Source organism: Burkholderia sp. GbtcB21 (assembly GCF_019091065.1).
GTDB classification, from domain to species: domain Bacteria; phylum Pseudomonadota; class Gammaproteobacteria; order Burkholderiales; family Burkholderiaceae; genus Burkholderia; species Burkholderia pyrrocinia_C.
In genome coordinates this window covers 28,892-46,017 of the sequence record NZ_JAGXKA010000019.1, presented here as the reverse complement: position 1 = coordinate 46,017, position 17,126 = coordinate 28,892, and the positions used below count along the sequence as shown (strand labels likewise).

Here is a 17,126-nt window from a genome sequence, read left to right as displayed (position 1 = left end):
GGGTGCCGCCAAGGCTGTCTGGACAAGGCTTTCCGGCTACTACCGGATTGCTGCGCATCGATGCGCAAATCGCTTCAGCCGATGTGCCGACAAACGTTCCTTCGCGCGATCCGTTGTGGATATCCGCGCACCGAAACGACTCGCAGCCCTGTGCATTTCACCGGTGAGGATGACCGGATACCGCGTAATGCAGGAAGAGGGGTGTGGATAACCGACCCGCGGTACGACGCGAAATGCTGTGAAATTCAGCGGTGAGTGTCGGCGCCTGATCGCGCGACGCGCCTGTTCCGGCGCGGCTTCCCGAACCTTGGTGTGATTCGGAGCGCCGCGCATTCTAGCCGAACGCGCGAATGCGTGACCGAACCGCGAATGTGTCCCGGGCTGGATATCCGGTTCCGGAAGTTACTCGACGGGCCGTGCATTCTAACGGTGAGAGTGGGTGTGTGGTCCGGCAACGAGCAGATTTCATTGCGCGTCTCAACCTTCTCGAGCGACTCGAAGCGCTGTGTAATTCAATGGTGAGCGTGAGTGCGCTATCGGCGGACAGCCGGTCAAGACGCGGCCGTTCGGCCGACAGCGCCGTCTGAATCGCCGCGCATTTCAGGCTCGAGAGCGAGCACGCTATCGAGGGCAACGCGGATTCTCGTGTGGATATCCGGCCAACCAAACGACTCGCGGCACTGTGTATTTCGAAGGTGAGCGTCGACGCCCGATCGGACAGCGTGCCGATGCCGGCGTGGACTTCCGGTCGTCGTGGTCCTTGGAAACGCACTTTCATGGCTGATCAAAGGATTCGCGTCCATGTGGATATCCGCCTCTCCGGGCCACTCGAAGCGCTGTGATTTTCGACGGTGAGGGTGTGTGCGAGATCGGACGGCAGTGCAGGTCCGGGCGGTGGACAACCACCACCGCAGCCACTCGAAGCGCTGTGATTCTCAGCGGTGAGGGTGCACTTGAGACCGGACGACAGAGGCAGTTCGGGCGGCGGACAACCATCACCACAGCGACTCGAAGCGCTGCGGTTTTCAACGGAGAGGATACGCTTGAGACCGGACGACAGAGGCAGTTCGGGTGGTGGACAACGACCACCGCAGCCACTCGACGCGCTGTGATTTCCGACGGTGAGGGTGCGCGCGAGACCGGACGACAGAGGCAGTTCGGGCGGTGGACAACCACCGCCACAGCCACTCGAAGCGCTGTGGTTTTCAACGGTGAGCGCGACCCCACGACTGCGCAGCATGTCTGTTCCGGCGTCGATATCGGGCGAACGAACCCACTCGTGCTCCTGTGTATCCGATCGGTGAGAGTGAACCGCGGATCGACGAAAAGAGCCGCTCCCGATGTGGATATCCACCGCCGAAACTCACTCGCCGCGCTGTGAATTTCAACGGTGAGCGTCGGCGCCCGAGCGAAACGGATACCGATCACGGATGTGGACATCCCGTCCCCAACGCCACTCGAAACGCTGTGCAATCGAACGGTGAGCGCGCGAGCCCGATCGGCCGAAGGGCGCAGCATTGTGGACATCCCGCGCCCCGACCAATCGGAATGCTGTGCATTTCAATGGTGAGGGTGACCGCCTCCGACAGCTGAAACCCTTATCACACGAGGCGTGAGCGCCCGCCGCCGCGCCGGCCGATTGCCTTCGGGCCGCACCGGTTGTTCCACCAAACCACCCGACCGTCCCGACCCCCCGCCCATCCCGCTCCGCCACCGCGCGCGAAAACTCTCTCAAATCCCGATAAAAAGCTGCGCAGTTTTTCTCGCTGCGGGCCCGCCCGAGCAAGAAGAGAAAAAACATTCTCGTCTGCGCGCGAAAAAATAGAGCCATTCGCTGGCGCCGATCACGCGTCGTCCGACGCCCCGCCGCGCAGCCCAGAACAGCACAGCACAATCAGGAGACTTCCCCCATGACCGCCCGCTTGCCCGTCGACGGCCCGCCCGCCCTGTCCGACTACCGCCTGACCGACAACCTGACCGCGACGCGCGGCCGGATCTTCCTGACCGGCACGCAGGCGCTGGTCCGCCTGCTGCTGATGCAGCGCACGGTCGACACCGAACAGGGGCTCAACACGGCCGGCTTTGTCAGCGGCTATCGCGGCTCGCCGCTCGGCATGGTCGACCAGCAGTTGTGGAAAGCGCAGAAACTGCTCGACGGCAGCGGCGTGCGCTTCCTGCCCGCGATCAACGAGGAACTCGGCGGCACGGCCGTGCTCGGCACGCAGCGCGTCGAGGCCGATCCCGAGCGCACGGTCGAGGGCGTGTATGCGATGTGGTACGGCAAGGGCCCGGGCGTCGATCGCGCCGGCGACGCGCTGAAGCACGGCAATGCGTACGGTTCGTCTCCGCACGGCGGCGTGCTCGTCGTCGCGGGCGACGACCACGGCTGCGTATCGTCGTCGATGCCGCACCAGAGCGACTTCGCGATGATCGCGTGGCACATGCCGGTCGTGAACCCGGCGAACATCGCCGACATGCTCGAATTCGGCCTGTACGGCTGGGCGCTGTCGCGCTACTCGGGCGCCTGGGTCGGTTTCAAGGCGATCTCGGAAACGGTCGAGTCGGGCTCGACCGTCGATCTCGACGCGCTGCAGACGCAGTGGCCGGCACCGGCCGGCTTCACGCCGCCGCCGGGCGGCCTGCACAACCGCTGGCCCGACCTGCCGAGCCTCACGATCGAGGCACGTCTCGCCGCGAAGCTCGACGCGGTGCGCCATTTCGCGCGCACCAACAGCATCGACAAGTGGATCGCACCGAGCGCGCAGGCGAACGTCGGCATCGTCACCTGCGGCAAGGCGCACCTCGACCTGATGGAAGCGCTGCGCCGTCTCGACCTGACGGTGGCCGACCTCGACGCGGCCGGCGTGCGGATCTACAAGGTCGGCCTGTCGTATCCGCTCGAGATGACGCGCATCGAGACCTTCGTCGACGGGCTCGCCGAAGTGCTCGTGATCGAGGAGAAAGGCCCGGTCATCGAGCAGCAGATCAAGGATTACCTGTACAACCGCACGGAAGGCGCGCGTCCGCGCGTGCTCGGCAAGCACGACGCTGCCGGCGCCTGCCTGCTGTCCGAGCTCGGCGAGCTGCGCCCGTCGCGCATCCTGCCGGTGTTCGCCGAATGGCTCGCGCGGCACAAGCCGGCGCTCGACCGCCGCGAACGCGTCGTCGATCTCGTCGCGCCGCAGATCCTGTCGAACGAGGCCGACGCGGTGAAGCGCACGCCGTACTTCTGCTCGGGCTGCCCGCACAACACGTCGACGAAGGTGCCGGAAGGCTCGATCGCGCAGGCCGGCATCGGCTGTCACTTCATGGCGTCGTGGATGGAGCGCGACACGACGGGGCTGATCCAGATGGGCGGCGAGGGCGTCGACTGGGCCGCGCACGCGATGTTCACCAACACGAAGCACGTGTTCCAGAACCTCGGCGACGGCACCTACTTCCACTCGGGCATCCTCGCGATCCGCCAGGCGGTCGCCGCGAAAGCGAACATCACGTACAAGATCCTCTACAACGACGCGGTCGCGATGACGGGCGGCCAGCCGGTCGACGGCAGCATCTCGGTGCCGCAGATCGCGCGGCAGGTCGAGGCGGAAGGCGTGTCGCGCTTCGTCGTCGTGTCCGACGAACCGGAGAAGTACGACGGCCATCACGGGCTGTTCCCGAAGGGCACGACGTTCCATCACCGCAGCGAGCTCGACACGGTGCAGCGCGAGTTGCGCGAGACGCCGGGCGTCACCGTGCTGATCTACGACCAGACCTGCGCGGCCGAGAAGCGCCGCCGCCGCAAGAAGGGCGAATTCCCCGACCCGGACAAGCGCCTGTTCATCAACGAAGCGGTGTGCGAAGGCTGCGGCGACTGCGGCGTGCAGTCGAACTGCCTGTCGGTCGAGCCGCTCGAGACGCCGCTCGGCCGCAAGCGCCGCATCGACCAGTCGTCGTGCAACAAGGACTATTCGTGCGTGAACGGCTTCTGCCCGAGCTTCGTGACGGTCGAAGGCGCGGCGCTGAAGAAGGCCGCGGGTGCCGCGTTCGACGAAGCGGCGCTCGCCGTGCGTGTCGACGCGCTGCCGGTGCCGGCGACGCATCTCGATGCGGCGCCGTTCGACATGCTCGTGACGGGCGTCGGCGGCACGGGCGTCGTGACGGTCGGCGCGCTGATCAGCATGGCCGCTCACCTCGAAGGCAAGAGCGCATCGGTGCTCGACTTCATGGGCTTCGCGCAGAAGGGCGGCTCGGTGCTGTCGTTCGTGCGGATCGCCGCGAGCGACCGATGGCTGAACCAGGTGCGCATCGACACGCAGCAGGCCGACGTGCTGCTCGCGTGCGACATGGTCGTCGGCGCGAGTGCCGAAGCGCTGCAGACGGTGCGTCACGAGCGTTCGCGGATCGTCGTCAACACGCACCGGATCCCGAACGCGTCGTTCGTGCAGAACCCCGACGCGAACCTGCACGCTGACGCGCTGCTCGAGAAGATGCGTCACGCGGCCGGCGACGGCTACCTGTCGAGCTGCGATGCACAGGCGCTCGCCGCGAAATTCCTCGGCGACTCGATCGGCGCGAACATCCTGATGCTCGGCTACGCGTGGCAGCTCGGCCTCGTGCCGGTGTCGCTCGCCGCGATGATGCGCGCGATCGAGCTGAACAACGTCGCGGTGCCGATGAACAAGCTCGCGTTCTCGATCGGCCGGATGGCGGCCGGCGATGCGGCGGGCCTCGATGCGTTGTGGAACGCGCGTCATGCGGTGGCCGCGCACGCCGCGCCGGAAACGCTCGCCGAGCTGATCGCCGATCGGGAAGCGCGTCTCGACGCGTACGGCGGCGCGCGCTACGTCGAGCGCTACCGGGCGCTCGTGAACGCGGCGGCCGCGAAGGGCGACGACGCGCTGACGCGCGCGGTCGCGACGACGTTCTACCGGCTGCTCGCGGTAAAGGACGAATACGAGGTCGCGCGGCTCTACGCGGACGATGCATTCCGCACGGCGCTCGAAGCTCAGTTCGAAGGCGTGCCGGGGCAGGCCTATCGCGTGAAGTTCAACCTTGCGCCGCCGACGGTCGCAAAGGCCGGCAGCGACGGCAGCGTGCCGAAGAAGCGCGTGTTCGGCCAGTGGATGTGGCCGGTGTTCGGCATGCTGGCGCGCGTGCGCAGCCTGCGCGGCACGTGGCTCGATCCGTTCGGCCGCACCGTCGAGCGCAGGATGGAACGCGCGCTCGCCGACGACTACGAGACGACGCTCGCCCGAGCGCTCGCCGCGACGACGGCCGGCAATGCGGCGCAGGTCGCGCAGCTGGCCGACCTGCACGCCCGCGTGCGTGGCTTCGGTCACGTGAAGGTGCGCAACCTGGCCGGCGTGAAGCGCGCGGAGCGCGAGCTCGCGCTGCAGCTCGGCATCGACGCGGCGACGAGCGCGGCCGTGCAGCACGCGCTCGACGAGATGAAGGGCGCGGGCATGCTGAAGGGGATTCCGGTCGTCGTCGCGAAGTAACGCGAACGCGGACGGATGTGAAAACGGCGACGCATCGGCGTCGCCGTTTTTTATGGGCGGTTGCTTCCGGGCATCGAACGGCCCGTCAGAGAATGCCTTTCTTGCGCGTCGACAGCGCGGTTTCCGACAGGTCGATCTCGCGGATCAGCTTCGTCAGCGTCTCGTCGGAAATCTTGCTCTCGCTGCGCAGCCGGTACAGCACCGAGCGTTCCGCGCGCACGGCCGCGATCCGCATCTGCAGCTCCATCGTCTCGGACTGCTTCGCTTCCGCGCGCGGCGTGGGGCCGTCCTCGGCAAGCGCGGTGAGCCGGCGGCGATACTGGTCCATCACGCGCGCCGAGATGTCCGCGCAGCGCGCGGCGCCCGATTCGTCGAGATCGGCCGAGATCGCGTCGTGCGACGAGTCGATCGCGCGGATCGCGGCCTGCGCGGCGGCTGCGCGCGCGGCGCGCTCCTCGTCGGCGAGCGGGTTGCGCGACGAGCGCACGCCGCGCAGCAGCAGCGGCAGGCCGATCACCGCGACGACGAGCGAGCCGAGGATCACGGCCGACGCGACGAAGATCGCGGTGTCGCGCCCCGGCAGCGGCGCGCCGTCGGCGAGTGCGACCGGGATCGACAGCACGCCGGCGAGCGTGACCGCGCCGCGCACGCCGCCGACCGTCATCACCGCGATCGTGCGCACGCCGGCCATCGTGCCGGCGAGGCCCTGGCGCGCCGCGCGGCGGCTCGCGAACCAGCGCAGCAGCCAGACCCACAGGAAGCGGATTGCATACAGCGCGAGCATCATCGCGCACACGTTGAAGATCATCCGGCCGACCAGCGCGTCGCTCGTATGGTGCGCGTCGACGAGCGCGCGGCCGATGATGTGCGGCAACTGCAGCCCGAGCATGATGAACACCATGCCGTTGAACACGAACTCGATCATCGCCCACGTGCTTTCGGCACGCACGCGCGACGCGACGGTGCTTTTGCGCGAGAAGCTTGTGTAATTCATCATCATCCCGGCCGACACGGCCGCGAGCACGCCCGACAGGTCGAGATGCTCGGCGAACAGGTAGGCCGCGAACGGCACGAGCAGCGTCATCACGATGCCGGGGGCCGGGTCGCCTTCCTGCTCGGCGTTCAGGAAGCGCGTCGACAGCGCGCTGAACACCCACGACACGATCGCGCCCGTCGCGAGCCCGCCGGCGGCGACGATCACGAACGTGACCGACGCGGCGCGCAGCGAGAACACGCCGGTCAGCGCGGCCGCGATCGCGAACTTCAGCGCGACGAGGCCCGACGCGTCGTTCATCAGCGCCTCGCCTTCGAGGATGTGCATCAGTTGCGGCGGGATTCTGCCACGGCCGGCGATGCCCGACAGCGCGACCGCATCGGTCGGCGACAGCACGGCCGCGAGCGCGAACGCGATCGGCAGCGGCAACTCGGGAATCAGCCAATGCGCGAAGTAGCCCACTGCGAGTACCGTCATGAACACGAGCCCGAATGCGAGCATCAGGATCGCGCGGCGCTGCAGGTACAGCTCGCGTTTGGGAATTCGCCAGCCGTCCGCGAACAGCAGCGGCGGGATGAACAGCAGCATGAAGATTTCGGGATCGAACGTGACGTGCAGGTTGAACTTCGGCCATGCGAGGATCGCGCCGAATGCGATCTGCATCAGCGGCAGCGGCAGTTGCAATGGCAGGTTGCGCGTGACGGCGCCGGACAGTGCGACGGTCAGCAGCAGGATCAGGACGGTGAAGACGATTTCCATCGATACGGCGAATGCGGGGAATGAAACGATCGTACGGAGTGTAGCGTGCCGCAATGACGGCTGCGCTCGAGCGGCCGGTGCGTGCGCACGGAAATGGTGCGTCGGACGCGCGCCACGCTGGTGCGGCAGCCCCGCGCACCCGCGCGGCGTATGGGTTGTTCGCCCCTTGCACGGAGCTTGCTTGATGCTGGGCAGCCGTCCGGCACCGACCGGACAACCGAGGGTCCAACCAAGACATTGCACGCGCCGTCCGTTTCGTCGGTCGGCGCGTTCGAGTGCTTCACCAGGAGGAAGGCATGACGATCGTGCAACAGGAGCGTCCGGCCGCCGCGTCGCCGTACCGTTTCGAGCGGGAGATGAGCTCCGGCCTCGAGCGTCTGGCGACGCAGCATCGCGACCTGACGCTCACGACCGTGTTCCAGCCGATATTCAGCCTGTCGCACCAGCGTGCGGTCGGCTACGAGGCGCTGTTGCGCGCGCACGATGCGCTCGACCGCCCCGTGTCGCCGCTCGACGTGTTCGGCGAAGCCGCGCGCCAGGGCGAACTGCTGCAGCTCGACCGGCTCGCGCAGGCGCTGCATCTCGAGAACTTCGCGCTGTTCGGCGCCGAGCGCGAGTGGCTGTTTCTCAACGTCCATCCGGGCGTGCTCACCGACCCGTTCCAGGCGGCCGCGCTGCTCGCGAACCTGAAGCGGCTCGGCATGCCGCCGCGCCGCGTCGTGCTCGAAGTGCTCGAACAGCGCGCGGACGACGTCGAGCGGCTCGCCGAGGCCGTGCGCGAATTCCGCACGCACGGCTTCCTGATCGCGCTCGACGATTTCGGCGCCGGCCACTCGAACCTCGAGCGGATCTGGCAATTGAACCCGGACATCGTGAAGCTCGACCGCATCATGCTGTCTCACGCGGCGCACCGCACGGGGCTCACCGCGATCCTGCACGGGCTGGTGACGCTGCTGCACGAGGCCGGCAAACTCGTGCTCGTCGAAGGGATCGAGACCGAGCACGAGGCGCAGATCGCACTGTCGTGCGAGGCCGATTTCGTGCAGGGCTACTACTTCGGCCGCCCGGCGCCGGGGCTGCCCGACAGCGCGGCCGCGACGGCCTGCATCGGCGAGTTGACCGAGCGCTTTCGTCAGCAGACCGAAGCGCGCGAGCGGCGCGACGCGCAGCGAATCGCGCCGTACCTGCGCGCGTTCGAGCGCGCGGCCGAGCGTCTCGCGGCCGGCGAGACGCTCGACGAGGTGTGCTGGAACTTCCTCGCGCTCGATGCCGCCGCGCGCTGCTTCCTGCTCGACGCGCAGGGCCGGCAGTCGGGCCGCAACGTCGTGCTGCGCGCCGATCGCGCGCTGAGCGAGGCGCGCTTCTCGCCGCTGGCGGACGCGCAGGGCGCGAACTGGCTGCGCCGGCCGTATTTCCGCTCGGCGATTGCCGAGCCGGGGCGCGTGCAGGTCACGCGGCCGTACCTGTCGATCAACGAGGCGCAGCCGTGCGTGACGCTGTCGGTGGCCGTACGCGTCGGCGATGCGCAGCGCGTGCTGTGCGGCGATATCGACTGGGTCGACGACGAGGCGGACGCCGGCTAGCGCAGCGTGCACTTACTGCATGTGGCGGTTGCATTGACTCGATGCGCCGGCGCGGGCCGGCCGCGTGCGCGGGCTGCGGGCATCGCGCTGCTCGTCGCGACCGCGGCCACCGCGCTCGGGATGATGGGCTGGGCGTCGCTGTTGCTGGCGCCGGGGATCGTAGACGTGATGCAGCAGGGCGTGGACGTGAACGCGCGGATGTTCCGGTTCGCGCCCGGTGCCGTGGTGACGGCGTTGTCCGCGCTGGCCGGCGTCTGGCTCGTGGGGCGCGGCTGATACGCGCGGCGGCCGGCACGCTGGCGCCCGTCGCGCCGCTCGGCTAGGATGCGCGAATTGTCCTGACGAATCGCGAGCCGCTGATGAACCGAAACGCTGCTTCCTCCGTCCTCCTCGAAGTGATCGCCACGACCGTCGGCGATGCGAAGGCCGCGGCCCGCGCGGGCGCCGACCGCCTCGAACTCGTGACCGCGATCACCGAAGGCGGGCTGACGCCGAGCGTCGGCCTGATCGAGGCCGTCGTGGCCGCCGTGCCGATTCCCGTCAATGTGATCGTGCGTCCGCACAGCCGGTCGTTCGTCTACGACGCCGACGATCTGCGCGTGATCGAACGCGACGTGCGCGCGGCCGTCGCGGCCGGCGCGAACGGCGTCGTGTTCGGCGCGCTCGACGCGCGCGGCGACGTCGATCTCGGCGCCCTGGCGCGCATCGCCGCCGCCGCGGATGGCCGCGCGCTGACGTTCCACCGCGCGTTCGACGTGTCGCGCGACCTCAACGCCGCGTTCGATGCGCTGCTGCGCGTGCCGGCCGTCACGTCGGTGCTGACGTCGGGCGGCCATCCGTCGGTGCTCGACGCGGCCGCGACGATTTCGCGGATGGTGCGGCAGGCCGAAGGATCGACGTGCACGGTGCTCGCCGGCTCGGGGCTCACCGTCGATGCGGTCGGCGATTTCGTCCGGGCCACCGGCGTGCACGCCGTGCATTTCGGCTCGGGCGTGCGGCCGCGCGGCGAGGTGCTGGCACCCGTCGACGCACAGCTCGTCGAGCGGGTGCGCGCGGCGCTCGACGGCGCGGCGTCGCATATCGGGTAATACGCCGCGGCGCGCGTGCGCCGTCACGTATTGCGCACGAACCAGGTTCGTTTCGCGGTGCCCAGCAACGCGCGATAGACCGCCCACGACACGACGAAAGTCGCGGGTGCCGACAGCGACGCGGCAAACCCGGTTGCCTGGTTCAGCGCGAGTCCCGCGAACGCGCCGGCGAACCATGCGGCCAGCCCGCCCGGGTTGAACGTCGGCACATGCGCGTCGCGGCATTCGACGTCGGTGCCGACGAGCTGCCCGTAACGCGCCGACAGGATATGCGCGAGCGCGACACCGACCCACGCGACGACGAAGATGCCCTGGTACGCGAGCGCCTGCAGGATCCGCGAGAAGATGTCGGCCATCATCAGCGCATAGACGACCGCGCCGACCACGAGCGCCCACACGAATTTCGGCGCGCGCAGGCCGGCCGCTTTCAGGAAGAACGCCTGCATGTTGACCGTCGCGAGATAGTAGTTCGCGGTGTTGATGCGCGATTGCGTGACCCACACGAACAGCAGCCCCCACAGCCCCATCAGCTTCAGCAGCGCGAGCACGACCGACACTTCGGACAGCGTGCCGAGCCCCGGAATCGTGCTGACGAGATAGATGCCGGCCGCGCCGTTGACGAGGAACGTGACGAGATAGAACGGCATCCCGAAGTTGAAGCGACCGTGATAGCCCGCGTCTTCCTTGCGCCCGAAACGCGCATAGTCGAACGTGAACATCATCAGCACCCACACGCCCATGTAGTAGACGAAGCAGTGCCACCAGCCGCCGGCCGGCGTCGCGCCCGTCGGGCCGAAGTCGAGCCACGCGGCGTTGTAGCCGTACTCGGCCGTCGCGAGCCCGACTGCCGCGAGCAGCCCGAACAGGTAGAACGGCAGCAGCACGCCGTTGAACTTGTCGAGCCAGTGCTGCACGCTGCCGAACACGAGCGGCACGCTGTAGCAGACGACGATCAGCGCCGCCCACTTGTAGTCGAGCGCCGGAAACTGATGATGCGCGGCGACCGCGATCACCGAGCCTTCGAACACCGCGTAGTAGATCGCCGTCGCGAAGAAGATCAGCGTCGCGAGCGCCGCGCCCGCGCTGCCGAACAGCACGCGCGAGAACAGCGCGACCGACAGGCCGGTGCGGATCGCATAGCGGCTGATGATCGAATTGACGATGCCGTACGACACCACCGACAGCGCCATCCCGATCAGCGCGTTGCGCGCGCCGTAGGTGAGCGCGAGCGTTGCGCCGACGACGATGTAGAACACGGCGCTGCACACGGCCCACCACGCCATCGTCAGCGAAAAGGGCGGCATGCGCGCGTGATCGGGAATGGCGAGCGTCGACAGGTCGAGATCCTCGTCGGTGCGTGCCTGAGCCAGGTTGGCCATGATCGTGCTCCTCGATGAGCAAAACTGCGAACGACGTCTCGGCCGCGGCACATGCGATCCGCAGGGTTGCCCCGACGTCGGGCGGGCAACCGGTCCGGCAGAAAAAACGCGCAGGCGTCCCCGCCGCGCGGCGCGTGGCCGCGCGGGCGGGAAACGGACAGCGAAGAGCGGAAAGCGCGAAGCGGAGGCGGCGGGCGGCCGCACACGGCGCCCGGCGCGGCGGCCGGGCGTGCGGCGCTCAGTCCCGCAGCACGGCGCGCAGCAGCGCGAGGCGCCGCTGGTACTCGCGGCGCGCCGCGAGCGCTTCGGCCATCGTCACGCGCACGAAGCGCGCACGGTGGTTCGGCTGCATCTGGCCGATCAGGTCCATGTCGGCGCTGATGACCGTGCCGATCGTCGCGTAGCCGCCGCCCGACACCGCATCGCGATGCAGGATGATCGGCTCGAGCCCGGCCGGCACCTGGATCGAGCCGATCGGGTAGCACGCGTCGACGATGTTCGACGGATCGGCGCCCGCGCCGAACGGCTGCTCGCGCGGCCGGAACTGCAGCGGACGGCCGTTCTTGTAGCGGTAGCCGATGCGATCCGCTTCGGGCGCGACGGTCCATTCGTCATCGAAGAACGTCTGCGCCGATGCGTCGGTGAGCCGGTAGTGGTACAGGCCCGGCAGCACGCGCAGCTCGACCTGGCTGTCGAGCGGCCGGCTCACGGAAGCCGGCAGTTCGAGCCCTTCGCGGTGCGTGCCGCACGCGGCGCCGATCGGCAGCCGGTCGCCTTTCTGCAGACGCCGGCCCGCATGGCCGCCGATCGCGCCGAGCGCGTACGTCGAGCGGCTGCCGAGCACGACCGGCACGTCGATGCCGCCCGCGACGGCCAGGTACGCCCGCGCGCCGCCCTTCACGTAGTGGAACGACAGCACGCTGCCGGCGCGGATTCGCAGCGCGACGTTGCAGCGCTGCCCGACGCCATCGATCTTCGGCGTCATCTCGGCACCCGTGACGGCGATCAGCGCGTCGACGTGGAACATCAGCTCTGGGCCGAGCAGCGTGCATTCGAGCACGGCCGCCTGTTCGGGGTTGCCGACCAGCAGGTTCGCCGCGCGCGATGCGTACTGGTCGAGCGAACCCGACGGCGGAATGCCGACGTGGTAGTAGCCTTGCCGGCCCGTGTCCTGGACCGATGTCGCGAGGCCGGGTTTCACGACCTCGATCACGTTGTGCGCGTCAGCTTGCATGCAGCACCTCGACGAGAGAGCGGTTATACGCGTCGGGATCGCGCAGGAATGCATCGAGCGAGAATTTCACGGGACGCACGCGCAGGGAGAAGGTGCCGGCTTCGACGGCCGCGACGGCGGCGTCGTACGCAGCGCGGTCGATCGGCGTGAACTTCACGATGTCGCCGGGCCGGAAGAACACCATGAAGTCGCGCAGGTAGTCGAGCCGCTGCGCGGGATCGAAGATCGGCGCCGGCGTCACGCCGAACATCTGGTAGCCGCCCGCGCCGCGCACCGAATAGATGCAGCCGAAACAGCCGCCGTGGCCGACGGTGAGCTTCGGCGTGTCGGTGCGCGGGCGCAGGTATTTCGGCACTTCGAGCTGGCGCGCGCGCTCGACCATCTGGTACATGAACGGCAGGCCCGCGACGAAGCCGACCATCGACACGAACCACGGCGAGCCCGAGTGCGCGGCGATGAATTCGTCGACGCTTCGCTTGCCGTTGATGCGTGCCGCGTATTCGAGATCGGTCGACGACGGATCCTGGTGGCGCTCGCGAAACCGCATCAGCGTTTCATGCGTCCACGGGTCGTTGTAGAGCACGGGTATCTCGACGATGCGCGTGTCGAGTTCGAGCGACGCTTCGCCGACGTCGGCCTCGACCGTCTTCAGCAGCGCGACGAGCGCGTCGGGATCGATCACGTCCGGGTCGTAGCGCACCTGGTACGACGCGTTCGCCGGACAGATTTCGGTGATGCCCGGCACCGCGCGCCGCTGCAACTCGCGCGTGATCGCCGTGCCCTTGAAGAACGCGTCGAGCGACATGGCTTCGCCGATTTCGACGAACACGAACTCGTCGCCGCCGAACGTATAACGAGTCGTCACAGGGCCTCCCCGACGCGCGCGGCGTCCTCGGTTGCTTGCTCGCGCGCAGCGGCTGTCGCGGCTTCGCGCCACTGCGGCATCCACGCTTCGAGAAAATTCGTGTGGTAGCGCCCGGCGCGCACGTCGTCGTCCGCGAGCAGCGCGACGTGCAGCGGTGCGGTGGTCTTCACGCCGCCGACGTGCAGTTCGCCGAGCGCGCGTGCGAGCCGTTGCAGCGCGGCCGCGCGGCTCTCGTCGTGCACGATCAGCTTCGCGAGCAGCGAATCGTAGAACGGCGGCACGACGTAGCCCGGATAGAGCAGCGAATCGATGCGCACGCCGGGGCCGGTCGGCCACACGAGTGCATCGATCCGGCCGGGATTCGGGCGGAAATCCTGCAGCGGATCTTCCGCATTGATCCGGCATTCGAGCGCCGCGCCGCGCATCGCGATGTCCTGCTGCGCGAAGCGCAGCGGTTCGCCGTCGGCGATGCGCAGCGTCTCGCGCACGAGATCGATGCCGGTGATCGCCTCGGTCACCGGATGCTCGACCTGAATGCGCGTGTTCATCTCGATGAAGTAGAACTCGCCGCGCGTTTCGTCGAACAGGTATTCGAGCGTGCCCGCGCTGCGATAGCCGACCTCGCGTGCGAGGCGCGTCGCCGATGCGCACAGCGCGTCGCGCTGCGCCGGTGCGAGCGACGGCGACGGCGCTTCCTCGAGGATCTTCTGGCGGCGGCGCTGCAGCGAGCATTCGCGCTCGAACAGATGGACGACGTCGCGCCCGTCGCCGAGCACCTGCACCTCGATATGCCGGGCGCGCGCGATGAAGCGTTCGAGATAGACGCCGCCGTCGCCGAACGCGGCCTGCGCCTCGCGCTGCGCGAGCGGCAGTTCGGCGTCGAGCTGCGCGGCGTCGTGCGCGACGCGGATGCCGCGCCCGCCGCCGCCCGCGGCCGCCTTGATCATGATCGGGTAGCCGATGCGCGCGGCGACTTCCCGCGCATCGTCGAGCGACTGCACGACGCCGTCGCTGCCGGGCACCGTCGGCACGTTTGCGCGCCGCGCGGTGTCGCGGGCACGCGCCTTGTCGCCCATCGTCGCGATCACCTGCGAGGCCGGGCCGACGAAGATCAGGCCGGCCGCCTCGACCTGCGCGGCGAAGGCGGTGTTCTCGGACAGGAAGCCGTAGCCGGGATGGATCGCGTCCGCGCCGCATTGCCGCGCGGCGTCGAGGATCGCGGCGGGATTCAGGTAGCTCTTAGCCGCATGCGACGAGCCAATGTGGATCGCTTCGTCGGCCATGCGCGCGGCGAGGCTGTCGCGATCCGCGTCGCTGACCACGGCCACCGCGCGCATGCCGAGCTCGCGCGCCGCGCGTATCACGCGCACCGCGATTTCGCCGCGGTTCGCGACCAGTACGGTACGAATTCGCGACGGGCGATAGAACGCGCCGGAGGAGGTTGCCGGATTCATCGCGTCACCCCTCGATCCGCATCAGCACCTGGCCCGCATCGACCGGCTCGCCGTCCTCGACGAGCAGTTCGGCGACGCGGCCGGCCACGTCGGCTTCGATCTCCGTGAACTGCTTCATCACTTCGACGAGGCCGACGACGGTGCCGGCGGCGACCGCCGCATCGACCGCGACGTAGTAGTCCGCGTCGGGCGCGGGGCGCCGGTAGAAGGTGCCCGGCAGCGGGCTGACGATATCGTGCAATGCCATCGTGTGTCTCCTTGAATCGGTATCAGTGATGAGCGGCGAGCGGCTGCGGGCCGGCGGTCCGGATGCCTTCGCGGACCAGCGCGTCGCGCGTTTCGCGCACGAGGTCGAGCGCGCCCGGCGTGTCGCTGTGGATGCAGACCGAATCGAAATCGATGTCGATGTGGTCGCCGTCGATCGTTCGCACCTTGCCGTCGATGCAGGCGCGCAGCACCTTGTCGGCGACCTGGCGCGGGTCGAGGCGCCCGACGCGGCGCGCGAACACGATCGAGCCGCTGCGGTCGTAGTCGCGATCCGCGTAGAACTCGCGGATCACCGGCTGACCGTATTCGGCGGCGACGCGGTAGGTGACCGACGCTTCCATGCAGTACAGCCACAGGCCGGGATCGACGCGCTGAAGCGTCTCGATCAGCAGCCGCGAGAACGCCTCGCTGGCCGCCGCGTGCATGTAGAGCGCGCCGTGCGGCTTCACGTGCTGCAGGCTCACGCCGTTCAGGCGCGCGAACTCGCGCAGCGCGCCGAGCTGGTACAGGATGTCGTTGACGAGCGCTTGCGGCGTTTCGGCGATCGTGCGGCGGCCGAAGCCGACGAGGTCGCGAAAGCCGGGATGCGCGCCGATGCCGACGCCGGCGTCGCGCGCGAGTTGCACCGTGCGCGCCATGATGTTCGGATCGCCGGCATGAAAGCCGGTGGCGATGTTCGCCGAGCTGATGAGCGGCATGATCTGCTCGTCGACGCCGTCGCCGATCGTCCACGGGCCGAAGCCTTCGCCCATGTCGGAATTCAGGTCGACGCTGTGCTTCCTCATACGGTTCGTTCCTCCAGGTTCTCCGGTTCGCGTGCGCGGCGGCGCAGCGCGAAACCGTGTTGAACGGAGGTTAGCTGCGTGGGGTGCGTCAAAATAGTTCTATTTTTATATGTGGAGGTATCGATTTTTCAGATACCCGCCGAATCGGCCGCACAGCGCCGCCGGAACTGGGCGCAGCATGTTTCGCCGGCGCGGGATTGGCGTCGGCGGAACGGTTGATATGATGTTTGTCGCGCCCTCATCGGTTTTCGACCACACATGGCCCTGACCCTCAGACAGCTCAAGTACTTCGTCGCGACCGCCGAACTAGGACAGATTTCGCAGGCGGCGATCCAGCTCACCATCTCGCAGTCGGCCGTGACGAGCGCGATCAGGGAGCTGGAGGACAGTCTCGGCACGCAACTGTTCCTGCGCACGTCGGCGGGCGTGACGCTCACCGACACCGGGCGGCGCTTTCTCAATCACGCGTACGCGATCCTGTCGTCGGTCGACGAGGCGATGCGGATCCCGAACCTCGAAAGCACGCTGACGGGCACGCTCGCGATTGCCGCGAGCTATACGGTGCTGGGCTACTTCCTGCCGCATCACGTGCTGCGGCTGAACACGCTTTATCCGCGGCTGACGATCCACCTGCACGAGCTGAACCGCGAGTCGATCGAGGAGGGGTTGATCGCGGGCCGCTACGACATGGCCGTGCTGCTCACGTCGAACGTGTCGAACCCCGAGCTCGTGCTGGAGCCCGTGATCCATTCGGTGCGCCGGCTGTGGGTCGGCGTGCATCATCCGCTGCTCAGGCGCGAGAGCGTCACGTTCGCCGAGGTCGCGCGCGAGCCGTTCGTGATGCTGACCGTGGACGAGGCCGGACAGACGGCGCTGCGCTACTGGAACGAGACGCCGTACCGGCCGAACGTGATCCTGCGCACGTCGTCGGTCGAGGCCGTGCGCAGCATGGTCGCGAACGGCAGCGGCGTCGCGATCCTGTCCGACATGGTGTATCGCCCGTGGTCGCTCGAGGGGCGGCGCATCGAGACGATCGTGCTGCGCGATCCGGTGCCGCCGATGAGCGTGGGCCTCGCATGGCGCAAGAACATCGAGCTGAGTCCCGCGATGCACGCGGTGCGCGACTATTTCCGCCACACGTTCATGGAGCCGCGGGCGCTGGGTGGTGCAGTCTGAGTGGCCGGTGCGGATGCAAAAAAAGCCGGGAAATGTCCCGGCTTTTTCATTCGCAGGCC

12 protein-coding genes are annotated in these 17,126 nt (G+C 68.3%); 5 read left to right on the top strand and 7 right to left on the bottom strand.

What is annotated here, in order from left to right; all coding sequences use genetic code 11:
* The first annotated feature begins 1,910 nt into the window (after positions 1 to 1,910).
* Positions 1,911 to 5,483 (top strand): indolepyruvate ferredoxin oxidoreductase family protein, encoded by a 3,573-nt coding sequence (locus tag KVT39_RS31320; RefSeq protein ID WP_217590919.1) that lies wholly within the window; start codon positions 1,911 to 1,913, stop codon positions 5,481 to 5,483.
* An 85-nt stretch (positions 5,484 to 5,568) separates the two neighbouring features.
* On the opposite strand, the gene KVT39_RS31315 is transcribed toward KVT39_RS31320, so the two are convergent.
* Positions 5,569 to 7,236, bottom strand: a complete 1,668-nt coding sequence (locus tag KVT39_RS31315; RefSeq protein ID WP_105389578.1) for a Na+/H+ antiporter — start codon at positions 7,234 to 7,236, stop codon at positions 5,569 to 5,571.
* Positions 7,237 to 7,532: 296 nt separating this feature from the next.
* Between KVT39_RS31315 and KVT39_RS31310 the strand changes: the two genes are divergently transcribed.
* The 3 genes from KVT39_RS31310 to KVT39_RS31300 all read left to right on the top strand — a co-directional run bounded on the left by KVT39_RS31310 (position 7,533) and on the right by KVT39_RS31300 (position 9,907).
* The gene (locus tag KVT39_RS31310) at positions 7,533 to 8,819 is read left to right on the top strand and encodes an EAL domain-containing protein (RefSeq protein ID WP_034179193.1); all 1,287 of its coding nucleotides are present in this window, start codon (positions 7,533 to 7,535) and stop codon (positions 8,817 to 8,819) included.
* A 33-nt stretch (positions 8,820 to 8,852) separates the two neighbouring features.
* On the top strand, positions 8,853 to 9,095 hold the full coding sequence (locus tag KVT39_RS31305; RefSeq protein WP_243712468.1) for a hypothetical protein: 243 nt from the start codon (positions 8,853 to 8,855) through the stop codon (positions 9,093 to 9,095).
* Between the two features lie 83 nt (positions 9,096 to 9,178).
* The gene (locus KVT39_RS31300; protein ID WP_217590918.1) at positions 9,179 to 9,907 is read left to right on the top strand and encodes a copper homeostasis protein CutC; all 729 of its coding nucleotides are present in this window, start codon (positions 9,179 to 9,181) and stop codon (positions 9,905 to 9,907) included.
* Positions 9,908 to 9,930: 23 nt separating this feature from the next.
* On the opposite strand, the gene KVT39_RS31295 is transcribed toward KVT39_RS31300, so the two are convergent.
* The 6 genes from KVT39_RS31295 to KVT39_RS31270 all read right to left on the bottom strand — a co-directional run bounded on the left by KVT39_RS31295 (position 9,931) and on the right by KVT39_RS31270 (position 15,891).
* A complete protein-coding gene (locus KVT39_RS31295) occupies positions 9,931 to 11,286 on the bottom strand; it encodes a cytosine permease (RefSeq protein ID WP_217590917.1) in 1,356 nt (451 codons plus the stop codon).
* Positions 11,287 to 11,524: 238 nt separating this feature from the next.
* The gene (locus KVT39_RS31290; RefSeq protein ID WP_175748986.1) at positions 11,525 to 12,520 is read right to left on the bottom strand and encodes a biotin-dependent carboxyltransferase family protein; all 996 of its coding nucleotides are present in this window, start codon (positions 12,518 to 12,520) and stop codon (positions 11,525 to 11,527) included.
* On the bottom strand, positions 12,510 to 13,385 hold the full coding sequence (locus KVT39_RS31285) for an allophanate hydrolase subunit 1 (RefSeq protein WP_034179189.1): 876 nt from the start codon (positions 13,383 to 13,385) through the stop codon (positions 12,510 to 12,512). Before KVT39_RS31285 ends, KVT39_RS31290 begins: the two co-directional genes overlap by 11 nt.
* Positions 13,382 to 14,839, bottom strand: coding sequence for an acetyl-CoA carboxylase biotin carboxylase subunit (locus tag KVT39_RS31280; RefSeq protein WP_175748985.1), 1,458 nt, complete (start codon positions 14,837 to 14,839; stop codon positions 13,382 to 13,384). The genes KVT39_RS31285 and KVT39_RS31280 overlap by 4 nt, the downstream gene beginning before the upstream one ends.
* Before the next feature lie 4 nt (positions 14,840 to 14,843).
* On the bottom strand, positions 14,844 to 15,086 hold the full coding sequence (locus KVT39_RS31275) for an acetyl-CoA carboxylase (protein ID WP_217590916.1): 243 nt from the start codon (positions 15,084 to 15,086) through the stop codon (positions 14,844 to 14,846).
* 22 nt (positions 15,087 to 15,108) lie between these two features.
* Positions 15,109 to 15,891, bottom strand: coding sequence for a 5-oxoprolinase subunit PxpA (locus KVT39_RS31270; RefSeq protein WP_217590915.1), 783 nt, complete (start codon positions 15,889 to 15,891; stop codon positions 15,109 to 15,111).
* 258 nt (positions 15,892 to 16,149) lie between these two features.
* Between KVT39_RS31270 and KVT39_RS31265 the strand changes: the two genes are divergently transcribed.
* A complete protein-coding gene (locus tag KVT39_RS31265; RefSeq protein ID WP_217590914.1) occupies positions 16,150 to 17,067 on the top strand; it encodes a LysR family transcriptional regulator in 918 nt (305 codons plus the stop codon).
* Positions 17,068 to 17,126 lie beyond the last annotated feature (59 nt).